The 24,511-nt window shown below is 63.1% G+C and carries 20 protein-coding genes; 8 read left to right on the top strand and 12 right to left on the bottom strand.

Translation table 11 applies throughout. The annotated features are described in order from the left end of the window. The 4 genes from QMY55_RS14260 to QMY55_RS14275 are packed head-to-tail and all read right to left on the bottom strand — an operon-like array spanning window position 1 to window position 4,112. Window positions 1-801, bottom strand: coding sequence for an ABC transporter permease (locus QMY55_RS14260; protein ID WP_283484853.1), 801 nt, complete (start codon window positions 799-801; stop codon window positions 1-3). Next, window positions 798-1,556 carry an ABC transporter ATP-binding protein gene (locus tag QMY55_RS14265; RefSeq protein WP_283484854.1) on the bottom strand — a complete coding sequence of 253 codons (759 nt, stop codon included), beginning with the start codon at window positions 1,554-1,556 and terminating at the stop codon, window positions 798-800. Before QMY55_RS14265 ends, QMY55_RS14260 begins: the two co-directional genes overlap by 4 nt. A gap of 1 nt (window position 1,557) precedes the next feature. Beyond that, complete coding sequence (locus tag QMY55_RS14270; protein ID WP_283484855.1) at window positions 1,558-3,021, bottom strand: acyl-CoA reductase; 1,464 nt, start codon at window positions 3,019-3,021, stop codon at window positions 1,558-1,560. After that, a complete protein-coding gene (locus QMY55_RS14275) occupies window positions 3,018-4,112 on the bottom strand; it encodes a LuxE/PaaK family acyltransferase (protein ID WP_283484856.1) in 1,095 nt (364 codons plus the stop codon). The genes QMY55_RS14270 and QMY55_RS14275 overlap by 4 nt, the downstream gene beginning before the upstream one ends. A gap of 370 nt (window positions 4,113-4,482) precedes the next feature. On the opposite strand from QMY55_RS14275, the gene QMY55_RS14280 reads away from it, so the two are divergent. The 4 genes from QMY55_RS14280 (at window position 4,483) to QMY55_RS14295 (ending at window position 7,860) form a co-directional block, all read left to right on the top strand. Continuing rightward, a complete protein-coding gene (locus QMY55_RS14280; protein ID WP_283484857.1) occupies window positions 4,483-5,457 on the top strand; it encodes an alpha/beta hydrolase fold domain-containing protein in 975 nt (324 codons plus the stop codon). 170 nt (window positions 5,458-5,627) lie between these two features. Further along, entirely contained in the window at window positions 5,628-6,068 is a 441-nt protein-coding gene (locus QMY55_RS14285; protein ID WP_283488968.1) for a nucleoside deaminase, read from the top strand. An 87-nt stretch (window positions 6,069-6,155) separates the two neighbouring features. Next, window positions 6,156-7,403, top strand: a complete 1,248-nt coding sequence (locus QMY55_RS14290) for a cyanate transporter (protein ID WP_283484858.1) — start codon at window positions 6,156-6,158, stop codon at window positions 7,401-7,403. A gap of 157 nt (window positions 7,404-7,560) precedes the next feature. Next, window positions 7,561-7,860 carry a DUF4148 domain-containing protein gene (locus tag QMY55_RS14295; protein ID WP_283484859.1) on the top strand — a complete coding sequence of 100 codons (300 nt, stop codon included), beginning with the start codon at window positions 7,561-7,563 and terminating at the stop codon, window positions 7,858-7,860. An 86-nt stretch (window positions 7,861-7,946) separates the two neighbouring features. Here QMY55_RS14295 and QMY55_RS14300 read toward each other — a convergent pair whose 3' ends face one another. Together QMY55_RS14300 and QMY55_RS14305 are read right to left on the bottom strand one after the other, a co-directional pair. Next, on the bottom strand, window positions 7,947-9,104 hold the full coding sequence (locus QMY55_RS14300) for an AAA family ATPase (RefSeq protein ID WP_283484860.1): 1,158 nt from the start codon (window positions 9,102-9,104) through the stop codon (window positions 7,947-7,949). 68 nt (window positions 9,105-9,172) lie between these two features. Next, on the bottom strand, window positions 9,173-10,009 hold the full coding sequence (locus QMY55_RS14305; protein WP_283484861.1) for an RNA ligase family protein: 837 nt from the start codon (window positions 10,007-10,009) through the stop codon (window positions 9,173-9,175). 746 nt (window positions 10,010-10,755) lie between these two features. Between QMY55_RS14305 and QMY55_RS14310 the strand changes: the two genes are divergently transcribed. The 3 genes from QMY55_RS14310 to phnE all read left to right on the top strand — a co-directional run bounded on the left by QMY55_RS14310 (window position 10,756) and on the right by phnE (window position 14,119). After that, on the top strand, window positions 10,756-11,637 hold the full coding sequence (locus tag QMY55_RS14310; protein ID WP_283484862.1) for a putative selenate ABC transporter substrate-binding protein: 882 nt from the start codon (window positions 10,756-10,758) through the stop codon (window positions 11,635-11,637). 74 nt (window positions 11,638-11,711) lie between these two features. Continuing rightward, window positions 11,712-12,554 carry a phosphonate ABC transporter ATP-binding protein gene (locus QMY55_RS14315; protein ID WP_283484863.1) on the top strand — a complete coding sequence of 281 codons (843 nt, stop codon included), beginning with the start codon at window positions 11,712-11,714 and terminating at the stop codon, window positions 12,552-12,554. Further along, entirely contained in the window at window positions 12,545-14,119 is a 1,575-nt protein-coding gene (phnE, locus tag QMY55_RS14320; RefSeq protein ID WP_283484864.1) for a phosphonate ABC transporter, permease protein PhnE, read from the top strand. Before QMY55_RS14315 ends, phnE begins: the two co-directional genes overlap by 10 nt. Window positions 14,120-14,126: 7 nt before the next feature. On the opposite strand, the gene proP is transcribed toward phnE, so the two are convergent. Both proP and QMY55_RS14330 read right to left on the bottom strand, forming a co-directional pair. Then, complete coding sequence (gene proP, locus QMY55_RS14325; protein ID WP_283484865.1) at window positions 14,127-15,701, bottom strand: glycine betaine/L-proline transporter ProP; 1,575 nt, start codon at window positions 15,699-15,701, stop codon at window positions 14,127-14,129. Between the two features lie 125 nt (window positions 15,702-15,826). Further along, on the bottom strand, window positions 15,827-17,083 hold the full coding sequence (locus QMY55_RS14330; RefSeq protein WP_283484866.1) for an MFS transporter: 1,257 nt from the start codon (window positions 17,081-17,083) through the stop codon (window positions 15,827-15,829). 306 nt (window positions 17,084-17,389) lie between these two features. Between QMY55_RS14330 and QMY55_RS14335 the strand changes: the two genes are divergently transcribed. Continuing rightward, window positions 17,390-18,421 carry a patatin-like phospholipase family protein gene (locus QMY55_RS14335; RefSeq protein ID WP_283484867.1) on the top strand — a complete coding sequence of 344 codons (1,032 nt, stop codon included), beginning with the start codon at window positions 17,390-17,392 and terminating at the stop codon, window positions 18,419-18,421. A gap of 113 nt (window positions 18,422-18,534) precedes the next feature. On the opposite strand, the gene QMY55_RS14340 is transcribed toward QMY55_RS14335, so the two are convergent. The 4 genes from QMY55_RS14340 to QMY55_RS14355 form a co-directional block, all read right to left on the bottom strand. Continuing rightward, complete coding sequence (locus QMY55_RS14340) at window positions 18,535-18,927, bottom strand: nuclear transport factor 2 family protein (RefSeq protein WP_283484868.1); 393 nt, start codon at window positions 18,925-18,927, stop codon at window positions 18,535-18,537. A gap of 77 nt (window positions 18,928-19,004) precedes the next feature. Continuing rightward, window positions 19,005-20,849: an acyl-CoA dehydrogenase gene (locus tag QMY55_RS14345; protein WP_283484869.1), complete on the bottom strand. Its 1,845-nt coding sequence runs from the start codon at window positions 20,847-20,849 to the stop codon at window positions 19,005-19,007. A gap of 126 nt (window positions 20,850-20,975) precedes the next feature. After that, window positions 20,976-22,151: an acetyl-CoA C-acyltransferase gene (locus QMY55_RS14350; protein ID WP_283484870.1), complete on the bottom strand. Its 1,176-nt coding sequence runs from the start codon at window positions 22,149-22,151 to the stop codon at window positions 20,976-20,978. A 161-nt stretch (window positions 22,152-22,312) separates the two neighbouring features. After that, the gene (locus QMY55_RS14355) at window positions 22,313-24,412 is read right to left on the bottom strand and encodes a 3-hydroxyacyl-CoA dehydrogenase NAD-binding domain-containing protein (RefSeq protein ID WP_283484871.1); all 2,100 of its coding nucleotides are present in this window, start codon (window positions 24,410-24,412) and stop codon (window positions 22,313-22,315) included. Between the last annotated feature and the right edge of the window lie 99 nt (window positions 24,413-24,511).

Below are 24,511 nucleotides of genomic sequence, written 5' to 3' on the forward strand. Positions count from 1 at the left end.
TCAGTGCTTGCGAGAAGAGATATCAAAGGAAGAAAAGTGGCTGTCCAGATGGCCGCGCAGCAAGCGGCGCTCCAGCAGCAGACACAGCTGGTACAGGAGCAGGCCCAGCGCGGCGATCAACACCAACGCGGCGAACATCAAGGTCGTGTCCATCATTCCCTGGGCGGCGATGACGACAGCGCCCAAGCCCTGGCTGGCGCCCATGAACTCGGCCACCACCACGCCCACCAGCGCCAGCACTGCCGCCACGCGCAGGCCCGCCAGAATGGCCGGCAGGCCCATGGGCAGCTTCAGCCGCAGCAAGGTCTGCAGCCGCGTGGCACCCAGCATGTGAAACAGCTGCAGGCGCTGGGCATCGACCTGGCGCAGCCCGGTCAAGGTGTTTTCCATCAGCGGGAAGAAACAGATCAGCGCCGTAATCAGCACCGTAGGCAACATGCCGAAACCGAACCACAGCACAAACAGCGGAGCCAGCGCCAGCTTGGGCACGACCTGGCTGACCACCACATAGGGCTTGAGCACCAGTTCTGCCCAGGCCGACTCGGCCAGTACCATGCCGGCCAGCAAACCCACGGCGCTGCCTGCGGCCAGGCCCAGCAACAAGGCCTGCAAGGTGGACAGCAGATGCGGCCAGAAATAGCCCGATGCCAGGCCGTTCCACAGCGCCACGGCCACGGCGGACGGCGCAGGCAGCACCAGCGCAGACAAACCCCATTGCCTTACCGCCAGCTCCCACAGGGCCAGCAAAATCAATAGCAGCGCACCGGATACCAGCCGCGCTTTGCAGGGGTTGAGACTCATGAACACGCCTCGTCCATAGCTGCTCGCACCTGGGCGCAGTAGTCGTTGAAGAGCGCACCATGACGCAGGCTCTGGCTGCGCGGCTCGGGCAGTTCTATCTTCCAGGCGTTCACGATGCGGCCGCCATGCATGAGCGCGATACGGTCCCCGAGGTAGACCGCCTCGTTGATGTCATGGGTGACAAACAGCACAGTGGTGCCTCGCTCGCGGCAGGTGCGCAGCAAATCGTCCTGCAGCTCCGCTCGCGTGATGGCGTCAAGCGCGGCAAAAGGCTCGTCCAGCAGCAACAGCGGCGGCTCCAGCATCAGCGCCCGCGCCAGCGCCACACGGCTTTGCTGACCGCCGGACAGCTCACGCGGATGCTGGCCCGCATAGGCTGCCAGCCCCAGTTGCGCCAGCAATTGCCGCGCACGCTGCTCGTCCTGCGCCGTGGGCTTGCGCTGCAGGGACACAGGCAGCAGCACATTGGCCAACGCCGTCTTCCATTCCAGCAGGGTCGGGGCCTGAAACATGAAACCCACTTGCGGCCCGGGCGCGGCAAGCTCCCCACCGCTCTCACGGTCATACAGTGCGATATGCCCCCGCTGAGGCCGGATCAGTCCCGCCACCAGCTTGAGCAAGGTGGTCTTGCCGCAGCCGCTGCGCCCCAGCAGGCAATGGACTTCGCCAGCCTGCACCTGCCAGCTCACCTCATCCACCACGGGCGAACGGCCTGGGTAGCTGAAGCTGAGCTGCTCCATCGCAAGAAACGCCATATCAGTCCGCATAAGCCGCCAGCGGCTGCGCCGCCAGTTCTGCCGATTGCTCGATCTCGGTCATGCGCACCAGATCCAGCAGGTTGAAGCGCCCGTCGTGATGCCACCCGGCTTCGGGCATGCTCATGGAGCCAATGGCAGCGATACGGGTCACGCCCGCCGCGCCCAGCCGATCCGCCAGACGGTACAAGGTCTCGGGCCCCGCGGCCACACCTGCGGTCTGCAAAAAGTCGCGCTGCTGCGCCACGATGGGGACGGCGGCGTCCAGACTGTCCACGGCAATCACCGCAATGCTGCGATACAAAGCAGTTGGCGTCAGCGGCGGAAGGTCAGCATCCTGCGCCTCGTGATAGGCCACGCTCCAGGCCGCATCCGCCGGCCCGATCAAGGTATGCGGCTGGGCCGACCATTCCACGCCCTGCTGCCAGCGGGCCACGGCAGTGCCCTCTTCCAGCTCCAGCGCACGGCGGGGAAAGCGCCGCTGCAGATTGGCCAGCTCGGCCGCCAGATAGTCGGCAAAAGCGCGCGGCGGCACGGCCGCGCCGCGCTCCACGTAGAACACATGGGGCGAATAGCAGCCTTGCTGGTCGTAGCGCATCATGTCCCAGGCCGCAAGCCGAGCCAGGGCCGGCGCCTTGAGAGTATCCAGAGCCTCCCTGGCCACCATGCCAAAGCCCAGCTTGTGGCCGTGGGGCAGAAAGCGCGTGGTTACCGGCAGGCGCTGGCGCAGCGCATCCAGCGTCTGGTTGCCGCCATAGGCCAGCACCGTATCAGCCTGGGCATACAGCGCATCGGCCTCCTCACCGCCTGCACCGCTCCACCAGACCACGGCCAGGCAATCGGCCAGCGGTGGATGCACTTCCGCCAGCAAGCGTGCAAACCAGCCGGCAAACAAGGGCTCGGCACTGGCCAGCTTGCCAATGCTGGGCGCCTTGACCAGCAAGCCGCAGACCAGGCTCCACAGCGACAGCGCGGGCACATTGCCCGCCCAGCTATGCACCAGCAGCTCAGGCCCATAGGCCCGCACAGCCCCACCCTTGGCCGCAGGCTGAAACCCGTCCAGCACGCCAGGGTTGGCAAAATCCTCGGCCACAAAACGCTTCAGCTGCAGCGCGCGAAAGGTCTTGAAGAAGCCCGTCAGGCCCAGGCGCACCATGTCCGCGTCATAGCCGCTGACCACGGGCAGCCAGGCCTCGGCCTGCTGGCGATAGATGTCGTTGCGATCCAGCAAACGGGCCATGGCCCGGTCTATCGCGTCGATGATCTCGGTCACGGGCATGGCGCGCAGATGCCGGTCGGCCGCAGCGCGCACATGCCGGGCCAGTGCCTGCATCTGCTCCGCACCGAGCACCGGCACGGACACTTCCAGCCGCACATCGTCCCGTTCGAAAAGCAGTGACTGCCACCGGACATCCTCGTCCTTGAGGCCCGGCAGATAGCCCGCTTGTATGCGCTCCAGCCTCATGCGCTGGCGGCCTTCACAAATTCGTCCACGGCCAGGGAGCAGCCCTTGGCGGCGGCACCCTCGGCCCGGCCCAGCAGCAAAAAGCCGCTGCTCTCGTCGGCCCCTGCCCACAGGCCCACGTCTTCCGTCAGGATGGTGGTGACCGCGTTGTAGTTGGCCAGATCGCAGTGCACCAGAATGCCGCGCTCGCCCGCAGGCACATCGCGCCCGGTGATGGGTTCGACCAGACGCGAGCGTATCCAGTGCGGGCCCGACTTGACCGAGGGCAGCGTCTCGTTGCCGCTGTCATAGAACTGCGTGCTCAGCTCGGTCATGCCATACATATTGATGCACAGCGTGCGCGGCACGCCGAACAGTGCCGACAGATCGGCATAGAACTGTTCCAGCGGCAATTCGCGCGACTGCCCCTTGTAGCCGCCGGTATCCAGAATGCGGCTGCCGACAGGCAGGCGAAAGCTGCGACCCAGCTCACGCAGCGCGTCCATCACATGGACCAGGCTGAAGCTGGCGCCCAGCAGGGCAAAGGGCTGGCCGCTGCGCTCGGAGGCTTCCAGCGCAGCGCACAGGCCGGGCATGTCCAGCCCCTCGGGCGTCAAGTAATAGCGGCTTTCAGGTGTACCGAATTCGGATCTGGCCAGCGCCAGATAGTGCGCCAGCGAGGAATTGGGCATGGCCTGCTCATCGGGGAACAGAATGCCCATGTCCATGCGTTCCGCACCCTGCATGAAGCGCAGCGCGAAGTAGCGCTTCATCGACAGGTCGTAGACATCGAGAGCCGGGTGGAAATGCCGCCCGCGCGCAGCACGGCCGGTGGTGCCGCTGGTCATGAAAATGCGCTCGCTCGGCGATGCAGGCTCGCTGCGCAGTTCCATGGCCTTGAAGGCGTCTATGGGCACGGCGGGAATGTCGCGCCACGACTTCACATTGCGCAGGCTGGCGCCGCGCCGCTGGCAGAAGCTGCGAAACGGCGCATTGTTTTCGTACTGGTGGGCAAACAGCCGCAAAGCCAATTCATTGAACTGATCGTCGGTGCAATCATCCTGCGCAATAAAGCCAAGCAGGTCTGCAACCAGGGCAGCGGCCTTGTCCATGGGATTCCTTCGAGAGCTGAGATATCTGCTCCGAAGCCTCCCTTCCATGCTTGAGCCAAGGCAGTCATGGGGTTGCAAGCTCTTCTTCCGCCGGAATAACCCGGTTCAAGTTCTCGGGTGTAGATCTCAGCACTTGCGTGCACCCCGGAGCGCGCGGCCATCATACCCCAGCAATACGGCGCAGCCAGGACATGGCTGCATTGCTCTGGCTGCAGGAATGCAAGCCCTTACGCGCCCGGCCTGCCATCGTCGGCGCAGGCTGCGCGCGGCAGGGTCGCGCCGTCCTATCTAAGATGGCGGCATGACCTCGCCGGATTTCCCGCCCCCTGCTCCCGCTGAAGCAACTCAGCCCCGTGACCCTAGCGACACCATGACTGCCATCGACCCTGCCCTGGCACGCACGCTGCAGCGCTTTGCCCGGCTCGATGCCGAAACCCGGACCCCACAGCTTGACTACACCCAACGCCGTCGCCTGCTCGGCGAGCTGCAGGCGCAGCTGATCCGGTCCCCGCTGCCCGGCATCACCAAAGCCGATCATTTTGTGGCCGCCAGCGGCCGTGAGATATGCCTGCGCAGCTATCAAAAGAAAAGCATCAACAGCCAGCAAACCCTGGTCTGGCTGCATGGCGGCGGCTGGATGGTCGGCGATCTCAACACGCATGACGACCTGTGCGAGCATCTGGCCCTGTTCACAGGCCATACCGTGCTTGCGGTGCACTACCGCCGCACGCCTGAAAACCCCTTTCCCGCAGCTCTGGACGATGTGATGACCGTTTTGCAGTGGCTGCCCACCCTGCAGGGTGTGCTGCCATTTGCCCGATCATCGGTACTGCTGGGCGGCGACAGCGCCGGGGCGCATCTGGCCTTGGCTGCAGCCGTGCGGCAGTTGCAGACCCTGCCAAGCGATATAGAAGCGGCGCGGATTGCGGGTCTGCTGCTGCTTTACCCGCCGCTGCAGCCCGGGCAGGACAACGCCAGCATGCGCAGCTTTGCCAGCGGCCATGGGCTCACGCCCGAGGCCATGCAGCACTATTGGCAGGCCATGGGCCAGCCACAGGGGCCGGCGGCGCAGTGGCTGCGGCCAGGCCATTGCCATGCCCAGATTGCGCAGTTGCCGCCCACACTGCTGATGACGGCCAGCCACGATATATTGCGCGACGCGGCCGAGGCCTTTGCCGCCCAGGCCCAAGCCCTGGGCGCACCGCTGCAGCTGCTGCGCGCCCCGGCCATGGTCCACGGCTTTGCACGCATGCTGGCAGCCAGCCCCGCCGCACGCCAGCAGGTCGAGAGTGCCTGCAGCCATTGGTCGGAACTCCTGGCCCATACCAGCCATCGAAGCAAATAAGCTTTGCGCCCCACGCCATGAGAGGGGCAGGCCTATGGGTGTACCCTGAAGGGCCAGGGCACCGACCACCCGAATTCCATCGAAACATGCATTAAGCGCTTATCCATCAAGCGCCAGATGCTCTGCTTTTCATAGCCATGACTTCCACCCCCCATTATCAGCAGCAGCTGATGCGCCAGGCCGTCGATCTGGCCCACACCAACCGCCTGCAGGGCGGCCGCCCCTTTGGCGCCGTGCTTGCACAGGGCGATCAGGTCATCGCCACGGGCGTCAACAACATCATCGCCAGCCATGACCCCAGCACCCATGCCGAAATGGAGGCCATTCGCGCCGGCACGCAAAAGCGCGCCAACCCCAGCCTGGCCGGGCTGAGCATCTACGCCAGCGGTCACCCCTGCCCCATGTGTCTGGCGGCCCTGGTCATGAACGGCGCGGAACAGGTGTTCTTTGCCTTCGACAACAACGATGCACAGCCCTATGGACTGTCCAGCGAAGGCACTTACCAGCGCCTTCGCCTGTCGCTCACACCTGCGCCGCTGCCCATCACCCGCATCGACACCGGCATCACGGCCGATCAGCTCTACGGCAGCACCCCCTGGCCCCAGGATTGAGCGCTTCGCGCGTTCCACTTCAAAACCATAACAACAAGCCAGTAAAGCCGAAGCTGCACGCACCGCAGTGCAGATCGGCGACCTTCCATGACGACATCCACATCTTCTTCAAGCACACGCGTCCCGGCCTGGCTATGGCTGAGCGTGGTGGTGCTGGTCACCATCAATCTGCGACCTTTTCTGACCGCCCCCGGTCCGCTGGGGCATACCATCCAGCAAGCCACGGGCATGGATCTGCGCAGTTTTTCCTGGCTCACGCTGCTGCCCATGGCGCTGATGGGCATTGGCGGCTGGCTGGCGCCCTCTGCACTGCTGCGCCTGGGCGCACTCACCTCCATCTGCGGCTCCCTGCTGCTGATTGCGCTGGGCTGCGCCTTGCGCATGGTGCCTGCAGGCACGGCCACCGGCAGCCTGCTGATCGCCACCGCCGGTCTTTGCGGTGCGGGCGTGGCTCTGGTACAGGGCACCATGCCGGGCCTGATCAAGCGCCAGTCACCCCACAATGTGGCGCTCATGATGGGCTTGTACTCTGCCGCCCTGATGGGCGGCGGCGCGCTGGGCGCCCAGATATCGCCGCTGGCCATGCAATGGGGCCTGGGCTGGCAACCATCGCTGGCCATCTGGGCCATTCCGGTACTGCTGGCCTTGCCACTGGCCTGGCGCGCACTGAGCCTGATGCACGCCAAGACCCCGGCAATGAGCGCCACGCCCCACGCACCGGCCGCCAGCAGTGGCAGCGACAACAGCACCGGCTGGCTGTTTCGCCGCCGTCGCACCTGGCTGCTGCTGCTGAGCTTTGGCCTGATGAACGGCGGCTATGGCTCCACTGTTGCCTGGCTGGCGCCCTTCTATCAAACCCATGGCTGGACGGCCACGCAAAGCGGCTCGCTGCTGGCCATTCTGTCCATCGCTCAGGCCGCATCGGCCCTGGCCATGCCCGCATTGGCAGGCCGCAATGTCGATAGACGCCTGTGGATGGTGCTGGCCTTGCTGATGCAGGTCATCGGCTTTGCCGGTCTTGCGCTCTGGCCCGACGCCATGCCCACACTCAACGCCATCCTGCTGGGCATGGGGCTGGGCGGCTGCTTTTCGCTGTTCATGCTGGTGGCGCTGGATCACCTGCCTTCGCCCACACAGGCTGGCGCTTTAAGCTCCTTGATGCAGGGCGGCGGTTTCATCCTGGCCGCGCTTGCGCCGCTGATCATGGCCCAGCTGCACGAACTCAGCGGCAGCTGGACCTCCGGCTGGCTGTACCAGGCAACGGTGGCAGCCCTGGTTCTGGTGCTGGTGACGCGCTTCAATCCCAAGCACTATGCACGGGTGCTGGCCGCCTAAAGGTCTGCATTGTTTCAATTTCAACAACAATGCATTGTGCGATTGGGTATTTTTACGGGTGCTGATCACTCCTAAAGTTCGGCTCATGGGTTCGACGCCACAAAGCGGTTTTCGCGGCGGACATCGCGACCCAGATATCCCATTTGGAGTAACGATCATGAAAAACGCCAATCGCCTTGCCCTCGCTGCTGTTGTTGCCCTGTCTGCTGTTGCCGCCCAGGCTGGCCAGAATTTCGAAGACGGAAGCTGGCCCCCCGAAGCCCCTGCCACCAGCACGCTGACCCGTGCCGAAGTGGTGGCCGACCTGCAGGCCGCACAGCAAAACGGCAGCATGCCCAACTACGACTTCACCTATGTCAGCCCCCAGAAACAGCAAGCCACTGTTGTCACTCGTGAACAGGTCAAGGCCGAAACCCTGGCAGCCATGAAGAACGGCGGTCTGAGCTTAGGCAGCTGATCGGGCATTTCCTGCCTGCCGCGCAGAAATCAAAAAAAGGCCTGGAAATCGCTTTCCAGGCCTTTTCATTTCAGTTGGCAGATGCCTTATTCATTGACCAGCAGCTGCAGCCCATGTGCCTCGGTCGGCAGGGGCACCTCCCATTTGTGCAACATGCCCAGCAGCGTCGCATTGCTCAGCGTGGTGTCGCGCTGGCTGTTGCGGGCCAGCAGCGTGGGCCTGCTGGCTTCCATATGCACCAGCTCCACCTGCGCGCCATAGGCCAGACACAGGTCCACGGACTTGCCACGCATCTGTCTGGACAGGTGCGTGGCATTCCACACAAACGGCGCCTTGGCACGCAGCAGGCTTTTGGCCTTGTCCACCGCTCGATGGGCCGCTGCGCCTTCGTTTTCACCATGGCGCAGGCCCAGCTCGGTGCGCGCATCGTCAAACGACACCACGGGCAGATCGCCATGGTGTTGCGCCACCCAGCGGTTCTTGCCCGAGGCTGGCAGACCGCACATCACGATGACGTGCGAGCCCGGCTCTTCATGCAAGGCGTAGTCCGGGTGCAGCTCGGCACCGCGGAAATAGCGCACGGCCGTCTCTGCCGAAGCAAAGCTGCGTGGCGTGCGCAGACAGCCCTCTTCCAGCGCCAGCTCTTTGAACAGCTCGATATTCACGAGCACATTGCCCACATCGGGGCAGATGCGGCCACGAATATCGGCGCGCGCCAGCTGCACCAGCAACTGCAGATCGACCTGCCAGGACAGCTCGCGGACGATGAACTCGGGCGAGACACCGCGGCGCGAATCGGCAAAGGCAAAGAACGGCACCTGATGCACGGCAATCAGGCGGCAGATCGCCTCGCGCTGGGCTACGGGGGCCCCCGCCTCCCAGAGCATGAGCCGCGCATCCAGCGCCCCCCGACGTGAATGGCCGGGCTGCGAGATGCGCCCGCCCTCGCCTATCTGCGTGGTCGAGCACTTGGCCACATCATGGAGCAGTGCAGACAGGAAAAGCGTTTCGCGCTCCTCATTCGTGAGCAACGCATAGTCGCTGTCCTGCAGCAGCGCGGCCACGACCATTTGCGTATGAGTCCAGACATCACCTTCTGCGTGATAGATCGGGTCCTGCGGCGTGGTCTTGGCCAGCTCCAGTTGCGGGAAAGCTTCCAGGCAGGCGGCCCAGTCCACTGCATCACAGGTGGAATGCGGCGAGGGATGCGGCACCAGGGCCGCAATCTGTTTCCAGCTCCACATATAAATCTCCTCTCCACGGCCCTTGTGAACCATGGTTTTGATAGCTGATAACGCTTGATGGACAAGCCTTACCAGCTCTTTTGAATCGAAGCGGCAAAAATATCGATGCCGACACGCAGACCGTTGGCCACAATGGGCCGCTCGCTGTGGTGCGAACCCGAGTCCAGAATCGTCTGCACAAAGTCGGAACGCACAAACTTGTAGCGCGCCACGGTCTGGCCGTCCTCTTCGACCTTGATGTACAGGCCTTCGGCCAGGTCCGAGCCATCGGTCTGCTTCCAGGCCAGAGGCAGGTCCAGCTTTTGCCGCAAGACCTGATCCTCGAATACCGCACGCCACTGCACGCTGCGCGCCAGCGACGGGGCCAGCAGCGCCAACAGGTCCTGTACCCGCCGGGGCGCAACGCCGCTATAGAGCACGGGCACGGAAACCACGGGCACATTGGCCAGCAGCGCATGGCGGCGTGGGGTATCGAGGAACTGCTGCGCGGAACGGTCCCAGACATCAAACTCGCAGAACCAGTGCGGCAGCGCGTCGTAGTACAGCGAATGTTTGGCATACAGCCACTCGCCATACATGACATAGCGGTCGTCCAGCAGCGCCATCAGCGCGCCTTCATGGGCCCTGGCCCATTGCTTGTAGGCATTGAACTGGCGCTCGCGCCCGCCCATCTGGTCGGCTTGCAGATAGTGGCCGCGCGACTGCAGCAGCAAGCTGCCGTCGGCAGCAAAGCTCAGCGCCGCATTGGCGCCATCGAGCTTTTCCTCGACCACGATATGGCGTCCGGCCAGTGCCTCATAGGGCACGGCATCGCCCTGGTCGCCGGCCTGCAGACGCGAGCCGCGCAGATGCGGCGTGCGCGGGTATTTGAGAATCTCCAGATTGAATAAATGTTGTGAAGTCATGTTGTGCTTTCCTAAGAGGGAATAAGCCACGCGCAAAAAAGCGTGGCAGACAAATCAACGACAACGGCAGCGCCGCAATGGGAGAATGCGAAGGCGAAACACCAAGCCACCGAGCCAAAGGCAGCAAATGGCAGGTCGGAGTTTCAGAAAGTGGAGGGGCTCGGAATCAGGGGACGGCCCCGATCAGGGACGCCGAGCAAAGAGACACCGCCCTTCACAGGGAGGAAAATCCACACACCGCAGCGCACACGCATAAAAGATCAGCGTGTAACGAAGTCGTTTAGCAAAAACGAATGCGGCGGGACATGATGCACCTCGAAAATGAGAGCTGCAGAAGCAGATGGAACAAGGTTCGCGAGTTTAGGCAATGCCATGGCGGCTTGCCAAGCCTTGCCACCAGCTCTGTGGTGCAAAGCACACAGATCAGAGCCCTGGGATCATGGTTTCACTCCACCACTCTATTTGCAAATCACCGTGTCATTCGGTTTCGCATCCTGCGCGATGCTTTTCAGGGTTCCCGCATCATTGCGGAAAGGCAGGGCCGTTCAATGCGGCGCGGGCCCACTGCGCCAAGCTGCAGCAGCGCCGCCCTTTTCGCCCCTGTCCGGTATCTGCCATCACTTCTCCCTACAATCGCGCCCTGCGGTCGGTGTACCGCTTTTGGATTGATTTTCGCCGGGCCTTTCCCCCGGCCTATCAACCGCCGTGTATCCGGACGGCGGTGGCAAACTGAACGGAGCATATCGATGAGCACTTCTTTCGCCCGCCGCCAGGCGCTGCGCGGCATGGCTATTGCCGCCCTGGCCGCATCCTCCCTGGCTTCCCTGGCCCATGCCGACACTCCCGCCGTGCTGCGCGTCTCGGCCATCCCCGACGAAGCGCCGACCGAGCTGCAGCGCAAGTTCAAGCCCCTGGGCGAATACCTCTCGCAGGCCACGGGCATGAAGGTGGTGTTCACCCCCGTCTCCGACTACGCGGCCGTGGTCGAATCGCTGGCCACCAAAAAGCTGGATATGGCCTGGCTAGGCGGCTTCACCTATGTGCAAGCCAAGATCCGCACCCATGGCACGGCCATCCCCATCGTGCAGCGGGCCGAAGACGCGGTCTTCACCAGCAAGTTCATCACGGCCGACCCCGCCATCAAGACGCTGGCCGACCTCAAGGGAAAGACCTTTGCCTTCGGCGCCCCCTCCTCCACCTCGGGCAGCCTGATGCCGCGCTTCTTCCTGCAGCAGGACGGCCTGAACCCCGAGAAGGACTTCAAGACCGTGGCCTACTCGGGCGCGCATGACGCCACCGTGGCCTTTGTGGCCGCTGGCAAGGCCGAGGCCGGCGTGCTCAACACCTCGGTGTGGGACAAGCTGGTCGAGTCCAAGAAGGTGGATACCAGCAAGGTGCGCGTGTTCGCCACCACCCCTACCTACTTTGACTACAACTGGACGGTGCGCGGCGACCTGGACCCCGCCATCGTCAAGAAGCTGACCGCGGCCTTCCTGGCGCTGGACCCCAGCAAGCCCGAGCACAAGGCCATCATGGACCTGCAGCGCGCCTCCAAGTTCATCGCCACCGACTCCAAGAACTACGACGGCATTGAAGCTGCCGCCAAGTCTGCCGGTCTGCTGAAGTAAGAGCTTTAGCTTTTTTGACTGCCAACGCTTATGTATAAAGCGTTGGCAGCTATTGTTTTCAGAGTATTCGTCTCATGAGCTTCATGCTGGACGATGTGGGCCTGACCCACAGCAACGGCTTTACTGCCCTGTCCCATATCTGCCTGTCCGCCGCACAGGGCGAGAGCATTGCGCTCATCGGCCCCTCGGGCGCCGGCAAGACTTCGCTGCTCAGCGCCATAGGCACGGCCTACCTGCCCACGGCAGGCCAGATGCAGGTGCTGGGCCAGGCCGCATCTGCGCAATCCGCCGCACGCGAACTCAAGGCTTTGCGCAGCCGCATCGGCACCGTGCACCAGGCCGCCCCGATTCCGCTGCGCCAGCGCGTGGTCACGGCCGTGCTGGCCGGCAAGCTGGGCCAGTGGCCGCTGTGGAAGGCGCTGGCATCGCTGGCCTATCCGCAGGACATTCCCGGCGCGCGCGAAGCCCTGGCCCGCGTGCAGCTCGATGACAAGCTGTTTGCACGCTGCGACCAGCTCTCGGGCGGGCAGTTGCAGCGCGTGGGCATTGCCCGTGTGCTCTACCAGCAGGCCGAATTGATTCTGGCCGACGAACCGGTCTCTGCCCTGGATCCAGCGCTTTCACAAGCCACGGTGCAACTGCTGGTGCAGGAAGCTGCCGCGCACAATGCCACGCTGGTGGCCAGCCTGCATGCCGTGGATCTGGCCCTGGCCCATTTCTCGCGCATTGTCGGCATACGCGGCGGCCGCGTGCTGTTTGATCTGCCCGCCGCGCAGGTCGCGGCCGAGCAGCTGCAAGCGCTCTATGCCCATGCCGATGGCAGCCCCATGCCCCTGCCCACGCTGCATAGCGACGCAGTCCAGGTGGAAAACGCCACTTCTTCCAGCGCTCCCGTCCAGGTGATGACATGCCGGTAGGCGCGTCAGCATCCGCCTCGCAACGCCAGCGCGACCCGGCGGCACGCACCCGCCTGGGCTGGCTGGTGCTTGCGCTGGTGCTGTTGTGGCCCATGCTGCAGACCTCGGGCTTTTCGCTGCGGCCATTCTTCGATGCCGGCAATCTCAAGGTCATAAGCGGGTTTCTGGCCAACTTTCTGCCGCCCGAAACCGGCAGTGAATTCCTCGGTTATCTGGGTCAGGCCGCGCTGGAGACCCTGGCGATTGCCACGGCCGGCATGGCGCTGGCCTTTGTGATTGCCGTGCCCATGGCCTATCTGTCCACGGGCGCGGCGCGCGAGCGGGTCACGCTCAACCCCGTCGCCCGCAGCGTGCTCACCATCCTGCGCGGCATTCCCGAACTGGTCTGGGCCCTGGTCTTTGTGCGCGTGTTCGGCCTGGGGCCCGCCGCCGGTGTGTTGGCCCTGGGCCTGACCTATGGCGGCATGCTGGCCAAGGTCTATGCCGAAATCCTCGAATCCACCGACCCTGCGCCAGCCCGTGCCCTGCGTGCCAGCGGCGCTGCCCGCTTGCAAGCCCTGCTCTATGGTCTGCTGCCGCAGGCGGCCAAGGAGCTGACCTCGTACACTGTCTACCGCTGGGAATGCGCGATTCGCGCCTCGGTGGTCATGGGCTTTGTGGGCGCGGGTGGGCTGGGCCAGCTCATGGACCAGGCCATGAAAATGCTCAACGGCGGCGAAGCGGCCAGCATTCTGCTGGCCTTCATGCTGCTGGTAGCCGCAGCCGATCTACTGTCTTGGTGGCTGCGCCGCGCGCTGGACGCTGCGCCTGCCGCCCGCGCCCTGCCGTTTGGCTGGCGCACCGCCATCTTCCTGCTGGCTGCTTGCGCAGGCCTGTGGGCCAGCCTGCGGCTGCTGGACATGGATCTGCCGGCACTGTTCACGCAGGATGCGGCCCAGTCCATGGGAGACTTTGTGCGCGGCTTCTTCCCGCCCGATGTCAGCCAGCCCTGGCTGCTGAAAGTGGCGCAAGGCGTGTGGGAAACGCTGGCGATTTCCATCATCGGCACACTGCTGGCCGCTGCGGCAGGCCTGCTGCTGGCCCTGCCGCGCTGGCGTGCGCCGTGGAATATGGTGCTCAATGTGCTGCGCTCGGTGCCCGAGCTGGTCTGGGCCACCATCACGGCGCTGGCCGTGGGCCTGGGCCCGTTTGCCGGTGCACTGGCCCTGGCTCTGCACACCACGGGCGTGCTGGGCCGCCTCTATGCCGAGGCTTTGCAAAATGCCCCCGCCGCGCCTGCCAAGGCCTTGCGCCTGTCCGGCAGCAGCCGCCTGCTGGCGTTCTGCTATGGCACGCTTCCCGGTGCTGCGCCACAGCTGCTGGCCTATACCCTGTACCGTTGGGAAATGAATATCCGCATGGCCGCCATCCTGGGTTTTGTGGGTGCGGGCGGCCTGGGTCAGTTGCTGTATTTCGAGCTGTCCCTGTTCCACTACGCGCAGGCCAGCACCGTGATCATTGCCATGCTTTTACTGAGCATCGCCGTGGACTGGGGCAGCGCAGCCCTGCGCCGGGCCATGCACTAGTCCAGCGCTAATCCAGGTGCGGGTGCAGGTCGATGTACTGCTGCTTGCGCAGCTCCAGCGCTTCGATCTGTTCCTTGAGCTTGGCAATTTCCGCGTCCAGATCTTCTACACCCTGCTCCAGCCGCTCATAGGACTGCACCAGCAGTTCCTTGGCCTCCTTCTTGCTGGAGGCCAGCGGCGTGGCGCCGCGCAGCGGCTTGTTGGCCGTTTCCTTCATGAAGATGGCTGTCGCAATGCCCACCAGCGACACCAGCATCAGATAGTAGGCCGGCAGATAGAGGTTGCCTGTCGAATCCACCAGGGCCGCCGCGATCGTGGGCGTCAGGCCCGCAATGATGATGGCGATATTGAATGAGGCCGCCAGCGCGCTGTAGCGAATGCGTGTGGGGAACAAGGCTGGCAAGGTGGATGCCATTACGCCCGTAAAGCAGTTGAGCACGATGGCCAGCAGAAACAGGCCCACAAAGATCAGACCGATCTTGCCGCTGACGATCAGGTGAAAGCAGGGAATCGACAACACCAGCAGCGCAACGGAGCCAAACAGCACAAACGGCTTGCGCCCGAAACGGTCGCTGGCCAGGCCGATCACCGGCTGCACAAACAACATGCCGATCATCACCGCAATGATGATGAGCACGCCGCGATCTTCCGAATAGTGCAGATTGTGCGAAAGATAGCTGGGCATATAAGTCAGCAGCATGTAGTAGGTGATGTTGGTCGTCAGCACCATACCGATACACACCAGCAGCGGCCGCCAGTACTGCTTGGCAATTTCCTTGAAAGAGATGCGCGGGCGGTTTTCCACGTCGTCCTGGTCGTCCTGCTCCATCTGGTCGAGCTGCTGCTGAAACGCCGGCGTTTCTTCGGCCGCATGGCGCAGATACAGGCCGATCAGGCCCAGGGGGCCTGCCGCGAAGAAGGGCACGCGCCAGCCCCAGCTCAGAAACGACTCCTCCGTCATCAGGCTTTGCAGCAACACCACCACGCCCGCACCCAGCACAAAACCGGCAATGGAGCCGAAGTCCAGAAAGCTGCCCAGAAAGCCACGCTTGCGGTCGGGCGAGTATTCGGCCACGAAAATGGCTGCCCCCGTGTATTCACCCCCCACCGAAAAGCCCTGCACCAGCTTGCATAGCAACAGCAAGATGGGCGCGGCAATGCCTATGCTGGCGTAGGAAGGAATCAGGCCAATACAGAAGGTGCTGGCCGCCATCAGGATGATGGTCATGGACAGCACTTTCTGCCGCCCGAACCTGTCGCCCAGCACGCCAAAGAACAAACCACCCAAGGGCCGCACCAGAAACGGCACGGAAAACGTGCCCAGAGCCGCAATCATCTGCACGCTGGGCGAGGCATCGGGGAAGAACACCTTGCCCAGGGCAAAGGCGACAAAGCCATAGACGCCAAAGTCGAACCACTCCATGGCATTGCCCAGCGCCGCCGCCGAGATCGCCTTCTTGAGCTTGCTGCGGTCGATGATGGTGATGTCATGCAGCTCCAGCGTGCCGCTCTGGGTGGGGATAAGCGGCGGCGCCTCAGGCGCAGGAGACGGGCTTTCCTCGGGCAAGGTGTTGGCAGACATGGCACTCCTGGGCAAAAGGTCGAGATTTGTCTCCCATATTGACCAGAGCTGAGCCCGGCGGCCGTAGGACTTGATAACTTGCGATGCTGCGCAAAGCCATTTTTTGCGCAGCAGCAGTCAAGCACTCAAAGCGCCGCCCGCATGCGCGGATGACGTGAAAAAGCCAGGCCCAGCACCGAGCCCAGCAGCATGACAAAGCAGGCAAATACCGTGACTGCGGTATCTATGCCCCAATGATCGGCAATCCAGCCCACCGCCATCATGGGCAGCATGGATCCCAGCAACCCTATGGCCTGATAGCTGGAGAGCAGGCCCGCACGGTTGTCGGGCCGGGCAATACGCCCGACCATGGTCATTCCAGCCAGCATGCACATGCCATGCCCCAGCGCCGTCAGGCCCACGCCCAGGACAAATAGCTGCGTCGACGCCATTTGCAGGTTGAGTATCAGCAATGCGTTGCTGGCCACCAGCAGCAGCATGCCCAGCGCGCCACAGCGATGCACGGCCAGCCGCGCTGCCAGCAATTGCACGCCCGCAGAGAGCAGCAAAATAATGGCAATCGCGCTGCCGCTGACCACAGGTCCGTGCCAGGGAATCATCTGCCGCAAAAACAGCGGGGCCATGGATGCATAGAGGCCGAATACCCCGAAGGCCACAAACGGATAGCCACAGGTCAGCACAAATGCAGCAGAGTCGCTGCGCGCGGGCCAGATCAGGCGTGGCCTGCAGTCCTGCCATTGCAACCGCCTGCTCATGCCCCCTGCTTCTGCCTCCTGCATGACGGGCGGCAGCTTGAGCATGGCCATTCCCCAGGCACCGGCACAGCCAAGCAATAGCGGCAGCACATAGGCACTCATCAGCGGCTGAGGCAGCCACTGGCCCGCCACACCGCCGGCCAGCGGCCCCAGGCCAAAGCCCAGCACGTTCAGGAAACTCGCCACCATGGCCACGCGCTGCACGGAAAACCTGCTGCAGCCGTGCACTGCCAGTGCCGCCAATCCGCTGGTCGCACTGATGGTGATGAGACTGGACGATAGCCCCACCACGAAGCGCCCGACGATCAGGCTGGGCAGGTTCCAGGCAAACATGGACATCAGCGTGCCCGCCAGCGTCAGCAGCAAAAAACACAGCATCACCCGCTGAAAGCCTATGCGGTCAGGCAATCGCCCCAGAAACAGCAAGGCGCACATGCCGCCGCACATATAGAGCACATAGATCAGCGAGATATCGCTGGCCTTCAACTGCCAGGCCTGCTGGTACAAGGCATAGAGCGGGCTGATGAGCGCTGCCCCCATCACGCCCACCACCAAGGCAAAACCCACCCACCATGTGGCTGCGGACGCGGCGATGCCTCCCGCCCGCCATGCACTGCTTTGCTGCATTGTTTGCGGTCTCTGTGATTGCTCCAGCCAGGCTGGCGATCAAGGGCACCTGCATGGCAGCTGCCGGACAATGGCAAGGTTGCGAGCGGCTCATACCGTCCGCGTTTTTACTTGCGATGAAAACATTGTCTGCAGCGCAGGCTTGGCATGCATAGACCAAATGAAGGATATCGGCATGGAACACTTACCAGGCAAGCGCCTTCAGCTATGTTTTCAGAAGTAATTTCCACCTCACGGCCTGCTGAAAAAACAACCCGAAGCTATACTTCGCCTCCTCTTATTCCCAAGACGGCAGGATTTTTCGGCATGCGCCTGAATGCTTTTTTGCGCCCTCTGTTATGTGTAAGTCTGCTCGGCCTCGGTGCCTGCGGCAGCAACCCGCCCGCTCCTTCCGCGCCTTCCGATACCGCGGCCAGCACCGCCACGGCACAGCCCATACGCATTGGCCTGGCCCTGGGCGGCGGCGCGGCCAAGGGCTTTGCCCATATCGGCGTCATCAAGATGCTGGAAGCCAATGGTTTCACACCTTCCGTGGTGGCCGGCACCAGCGCGGGCAGTGTGGTGGGTGCGCTCTATGCCAGCGGCATGAATGCCTTCGAGCTGCAGGAAAAAGCCGTGGCACTCGACGAGGCCAAGATTCGCGACCTGCAGCTGTCCTCGGGCGGCCTGGTCCTGGGCCAGAAACTCGAAGACTATGTGAACGAGCAGGTACACCGCAAGCCGCTTGAGCAGATGGCCAAGCCCTTTGTGGCCGTCTCCACGCGCCTTGAAGATGGCGAGCGCACCGTGTTCGCGCGCGGCAATGTGGGACAGGCCGTGCGCGCCTCCAGCAGCGTGCCCGGCGTGTTCCAGCCCGTGACGATTGGTAAGTACCACTATGTCGATGGCGGCATCGTCAGCCCCGTCCCTGTGGATGCGGCGCGCAATCTGGGGGCCGATATCGTGATCGCCGTCGATATCTCCAACAAGGCCAGCGGCAAGACCCCCGCGAATATGCTGGGCGCGCTCAACCAGTCGATTGCCATCATGGGCCAGAAGCTGGGACAGGCCGAACTGGCACGGGCCGACATCATCATCCGCCCCAAGGTGCTGGATATCGGCCCTGCCGACTTCGGCCAGCGCGCCAACGCGATTGTGGAAGGCGAAAAAGCGGCCACGGCACTGATGCCGCAAATCCGCGAACGCATTGCCCAGCTGCGCGCCGAGCGCAGCAAGGCCGTTCAGCTGGCCCAGCAAAAGGCTGCCGATGCCAAGCACCAGGAATGCCTGAAGCAGCGCAGCAGCCTGCAAAAGCTCTCAGGCATGGTGGGCATGAGCGACAACTGCGAAAAGCCCTGAGCACATCGCCATAGCCCACAGAAAAACAGCCCGCCGCATGCGAGCTGTTTTTCATGATTCGGCCGTTCGCCGCCGCACTTGAGACTCGGCTCGGATCCGCGCCAGTCAGCCGCCTATGCGGACTTGGGCAGATAGACCTCTTTCCAGAGGCTCACCTTTTCGGTTGCGTCAAAGCGCATCAGCAGCATCGCAACAAAGGACTCGCGCTCACCGTTCAGGCGCTCTATCTGCACCGCCATATCGAATACCACGGATTCTTCGTCGGCAATGGTATGGAGCACCTGGTACTCGATGCCTGCCATGGCGGTTTTCATGCCATTGAGGAATTCCAGGTACAACGCGAGATTCGCCTGATAGTGGCGGCCATTGGGCTGCACCACAAAATTCGCGCCGAAACACTGAGCAACCAGCTCCTGCGTCAGCTGGCTGTCGTGCCTCAGGTACTTGCGGTTCCAGCCCAGCACTGCATGGGCCAGTTCAGTATTCCGGGCTCTTTGTGTAGTCATGAAACGATAGTAAGGCCAAGCCAGCCACCGCTGGCGGCAAGCCTGTCTTCCAAGCGATTTTTGACCGGTGCCTCAGATCAGAAAGCTTCCTCTTCCAGATTCGCGCAGGTCATATCGCGTGACTTGACCACCTGCAGCCACGCGCCAATCCTGGGCAGTTCATAGTGAAAGAAATAGCGCTGCGCGGCCATGCTGCCACGATGGGCGGCAATGGCCAGGTCGGCATCCTTGGCCAGCACGGCCAGCCCCACATCGAGCCAGATCCAGGCCAGCACCACATGGCCGAAGGCCTGCATATAGGGCACGGCATTGGCCAGCGCTTCTTGCGGGTTGCCCGTGGCCCATGCCGACTTGGTCGCGCCCCCCACTTCTGCCAGTGCCCGCGCCAGCTGGTTGGCATAGCAAGCCAGCTGCTGACGCTGCAAGGCCATCTGAATGGTGGTGTTGATACGCGTAGCCAGCAGTTGCAGGCCGTTGCCGCCCTCCATGATGACCTTGCGGCCCAGCAGGTCCATGGCCTGGATACCGTGCGTGCCCTCGTGAATCATGTTCAGGCGGTTGTCGCGCCAGTACTGCTCGACCGGGAAGTCACGCGTATAGCCATAGCCGCCATGAATCTGGATGGCCAGCGAGTTGGCTTCCAGGCAGAACTCGCTGGGCCAGCTCTTGGCAATCGGAGTCAGCACCTCCAGCAGCAGCCTGGCATCCGCTGCTTCCTGCGCGGAGCCTGTGTGCTGCTCGTCAACCAGACGGGCGCAGAACAGGTTGAGTGCCAGCGCACCCTCGCAATAGGCTTTTTGTGCCAGCAGCATGCGCTTGACATCGGCGTGTTCGATGATGCGCGACTGGGGCCTGCTCGCATCCTTGCCGCCCGAACCTGGCCCTCCTTGAACTGGCCTGCCCTGCGGACGGTTTTGCGCATATTCGAGGCTGGCCAGATAGCCGGCCATGCCCAGCATGGTGGCAGCCGTGCCGATGGAGATGCGCGCCTCGTTCATCATGTGGAACATGCATTTGAGGCCCTCACCGGGTTTGCCCACCAGATAGCCTATCGCTCCGGAGGCGCCTCGCACCGGATATTTGCCTTCACCAAAGTTGAGCAAGGTATTGGTCGTGCCGCGCCAGCCCAGCTTGTGGTTCAGACCCGCCAGCGCCACATCGTTGCGCTCGCCCGTCAAGCGACCTTCGGTATCGACCAGCTTCTTGGGCACGATGAACAGCGATATGCCCTTGACTCCGGGCACGGGCTTGCCATCGGGTCCGGGAATCTTGGCCAGCACCAGATGCACGATGTTCTCGGTCAGCTCATGGTCGCCCGAGCTGATCCACATCTTGTTGCCCTTGAGACGGTAGCGTGGCCCCAGGGCCTCGCTTTCGAAATCCGCGCCATCGGGCTCGGCGCGCGTGGCGATGTCGGACAGCGACGAACCCGCCTGCGGCTCCGACAGCGCCATGGTGCCAGCCCAGCGGCCGTTGAATTCATTGGCCGCAAAGACCTGTTTCTGCATCTCCGTGCCATGGGCCATGATGGCGTTGGCATTGCCGCTGGTCAGCATGTTCGAGCCAATGCTGATCGAGGCCGCCGCAAAGAAACAGTTGGCTGCCGCCTCCACCGTATAGGGCAGCTGCATGCCGCCCATTTCATAGTCCTGCGCAGCACTGAGCATGCCCGACTCGGCATAGGCTTCGCGGGCTTCATAGGTGCACTGGGGCAGTATGACTTTTTCACCGTCGAACTGCGGCTCCTGCAGGTCCACCGTGCGGTTGAAGGGTGCGTACTTCTCGCGTGCGATGCGCTCGCAGGTGTCCATCACCGCATCGAAAGTGCTGCGTGAATGATCGGCAAAACGGGGACGGCTGGCCAGGCTCTCGGCCTGCAGCCAGTCGTAGAGCAGAAAGTCAATGGTGGAACGCAGGCGCATATTGAATCCCATTAAAAACCGCCTCAAGCCCTTTATTGGAAAGCGCTTTCAGCTATCAAAATCTTCTTCCACAGATAAATAAAAAGCCGCCTCCCGGCCGGGACTGCGGCTTTTTGCATGCTGCGCTTACAGAACCTCAAAAATACCCGCTGCACCCATGCCGCCGCCTATGCACATGGTCACGCAGACGCGCTTGGCACCGCGGCGCTTGCCCTCGATCAGCGCATGACCGGTCAGGCGCTGACCGGAGACGCCATAGGGGTGGCCCAGCGCAATGGCGCCGCCATTGACATTGAGCCGCTCGGCGGGGATGCCCAGCTTGTCGCGGCAATAGATGACCTGCACGGCAAAGGCTTCGTTGAGCTCCCACAGATCGATGTCGTTGATGGACAGGCCCAGCTTCTTGAGTACCTTCGGGATAGCGTAGATGGGGCCGATACCCATTTCATCGGGCTCGCAGCCTGCGACGGCAAAGCCCAGGAAACGGCCCAGGGGCTTGAGACCCTTGCGCGAGGCATATTCTTCGCTGACCACGGCGCAGGCGCCCGCACCGTCGGAGAACTGGCTGGCATTGCCGGCCGTGATCACACCTCCGGGCAGCGCGCTGCGCAGGCCGCTGATGCCTTCCTTGGTCGTGCCCTCGCGGATGCCCTCGTCCTTGGCCGCCAGCACCTCCTTGGTGATCAGACCGCGGACCTTGTCGGCCACGCCCATCACCGTCTTCATGGGAGCGATTTCGGCGTCGAACAGGCCTGCTGCCTGGGCGGCAGCGGCTTTTTGCTGGCTGGCTGCGCCGTACTCATCCTGGGCATCGCGGCTGATGTTGTAGCGCTTGGCGACCTGTTCGGCCGTCTGCAGCATGCTCCAGTACACCTCGGGCTTCATGGCCGTGAGTTCGGGGTCGAAAGCCATGTGCGAGTTCAGGTGCGGCTGCACGCAGGAGATGCTCTCCAGACCACCGGCCACCAGCACATCGTTTTCGCCGGCGATGATGCGCTGGGCCGCCAGCGCAATCGCCTGCAGGCCCGAGGAGCAGAAGCGGTTGATGGTCAGGCCCGAGGTCGTCACAGGCAGGCCGGCACGTACGGCAATCAGGCGCGCCACATTGCCGCCGGTCGTGCCTTCGGGCAGCGACATGCCCATGATCACGTCCTCGACCTCGGCACCCTCGATGCCGGCACGCTCCACGGCAGCCTTGACCGCGTGGGCACCCATGGTGGGGCCGTATGTCATGTTGAAAGCGCCCTTCCAGCTCTTGGTCAGCGGGGTGCGCGCGGTAGAAACAATCACTGCGGATGTCATGTTCTGTCCTTTGATTCTGGGTATTGCTTGGCAAACCGCCATTCACACAGGCCAGCAAATCGAAGATTTGCGTTTGAGACTAGGCGCCGGGCCGCGCTGGGCGAAGCCGTAGGCAGTACGAGTAGTACGCAACGGCGTCTCAAGGTCTGTGTGCATGGCGCTTAGCTGAACTGCTTTCCTTCCGCGGCCAGCTTGGCCAGCAGCGGCGCGGGTTGCCAGAACTTGGCATCGTCATTGGGGTTCTGGGCAAAGCGGCCCATGGCCTGCACCACATTGAACAGGCCCACTTCGCCCGCGTAATGCATGGGGCCGCCGCGCCACAGCGGAAAGCCGTAACCGGTCAGATAGACCATGTCGATATCGCCGGACTTGCCGGCAATGCCGTCCTCCAGAATATGCGCACCTTCGTTGACCAGCGCATAGACCAGGCGCTGCACGATTTCCTCGTCGGAGATCTTGCGTGGCGTGACGCCGATGGCCTTGCGGTGCTCGTCGATCATCTTGGCCACCACATCCGAAGGGATGGCATCGCGCTTGCCGGGCACATAGTCGTACCAGCCGGCGCCGGTCTTCTGGCCGTAGCGGCCCAGTTCGCACAGGCGGTCGGCACTGGCGCTGTACTTCATGTCGGGTTTCTCGACATAGCGGCGCTTGCGGATCGCCCAGCCGATGTCGTTGCCCGCCAGATCGCCCATGCGAAACGGCCCCATGGCAAAGCCGAACTTCTCGATGGCCTTGTCCACCTGCTGGGGCGATGCGCCTTCGTCCAGCAGGAAACCGGCCTGGCGCGAGTACTGCTCGATCATGCGGTTGCCGATGAAACCATCGCAGACGCCGGAGACCACGGCCGTCTTCTTGATCTTCTTGGCTATCTTCATCACCGTGGCCAGCACATCCTTGGCCGTGGCCTTGCCGCGCACCACTTCCAGCAGCTTCATCACATTGGCGGGGCTGAAGAAGTGCATGCCCACCACGTCCTGTGGACGCTTGGTGAAGGCCGCGATCTTGTCCACATCCAGGGTCGAGGTGTTGGACGCCAGGATGGCGCCCTGCTTGGCCACTTCGTCGAGCTGCTTGAACACCTGCTCCTTGACACCCAGCTCCTCGAACACGGCTTCGATGATGAGGTCGGCGTTCTTCAGATCGCCATAGTTGAGCGTGGTGCTGAGCAGCGCCATGCGCTGATCGTATTTTTCCTGGCTCAGCTTGCCCTTTTTGACCTGGGCTTCGTAGTTCTTGCGGATGGTGGCCACGCCGCGATCCAGCGCTTCCTGCTTGGTCTCCAGAATCGTGACGGGAATACCGGCGTTGAGGAAGTTCATGGAGATGCCGCCGCCCATGGTGCCGGCACCGATCACGCCCACGGTCTTGATATCACGCACGGGCGTATCGCCGGGAACGTCCGCGATCTTTGATGCCGCACGCTCGGCCATGAACAGATGGCGCAGCGAACGCGACTCGGGCGTCATCATCAGCTGCATGAAGGCTTCGCGCTCGGCAGCCATGCCATCGTCGAACTTCCTGGTGGTAGCGGTCTTAACGGCTTCCACGCAGCGCAGCGGTGCGGGGAAGTTCTTGGACATGCCTTGCACCATGGTCTGGGCAAACTGGAAGTAAGCCTCGCCCTGAGGGTGCTTGCATGGCAGATCCCGCACGCGCTGCAGCGGCCTGACATCGGCCACCTCCAGCGCATAGGCCTTGGCTTCAGCCAGCAGGTTTTCGGCCGACGACGCCATCTTGGTGAACAGCTTCTGGCCGGGAATCATGGCCAGCATCTCGCTTTGGACGGCTTCGCCGCTGACGATCATGTTGAGCGCAGGCTCCACACCCAGAACACGCGGCAGGCGTTGGGTACCGCCAGCGCCGGGCAGCAGGCCCAGCTTGACCTCGGGCAGGGCCACGGCCGTGCCGGGCGCCGCGATGCGGTAGTGGCAGCCCAGCGCCAGCTCCAGCCCTCCGCCCATGCACACCGTGTGGATGGCGGCGATCAAGGGCTTGGTGGACTGATCCAGCTGCTGAATGACCGAAATCAGATGTGGCTCACGGTAGGCATCTTCCTTGCCGAACTCGGTGATGTCGGCCCCGCCCGAGAAAGCCTTGCCGGCCCCCGTGATGACGATGGCCTTGACCGAAGCATCGGCCAACGCCTGATTCAGGCCGTCGACAATGCCGCGGCGCGTGGACAACCCCAGGCCGTTGACCGGCGGGTTGTTCAATGTAATGACGGCAACTGCGCCATCTACCTTGTATTCAGCAGTCATGCTGTTGTCCCCTGTTCGATGATGAGAAAAGAACGGTCGTGCGTTTTTTATTTTCTGGATTTTGCTGCATTGCGCAACTGCGGTTTGTCCTCAATGGGA

The sequence above is a fragment of the Comamonas resistens genome (assembly GCF_030064165.1).
GTDB classification, from domain to species: Bacteria; Pseudomonadota; Gammaproteobacteria; order Burkholderiales; family Burkholderiaceae_C; genus Comamonas; species Comamonas resistens.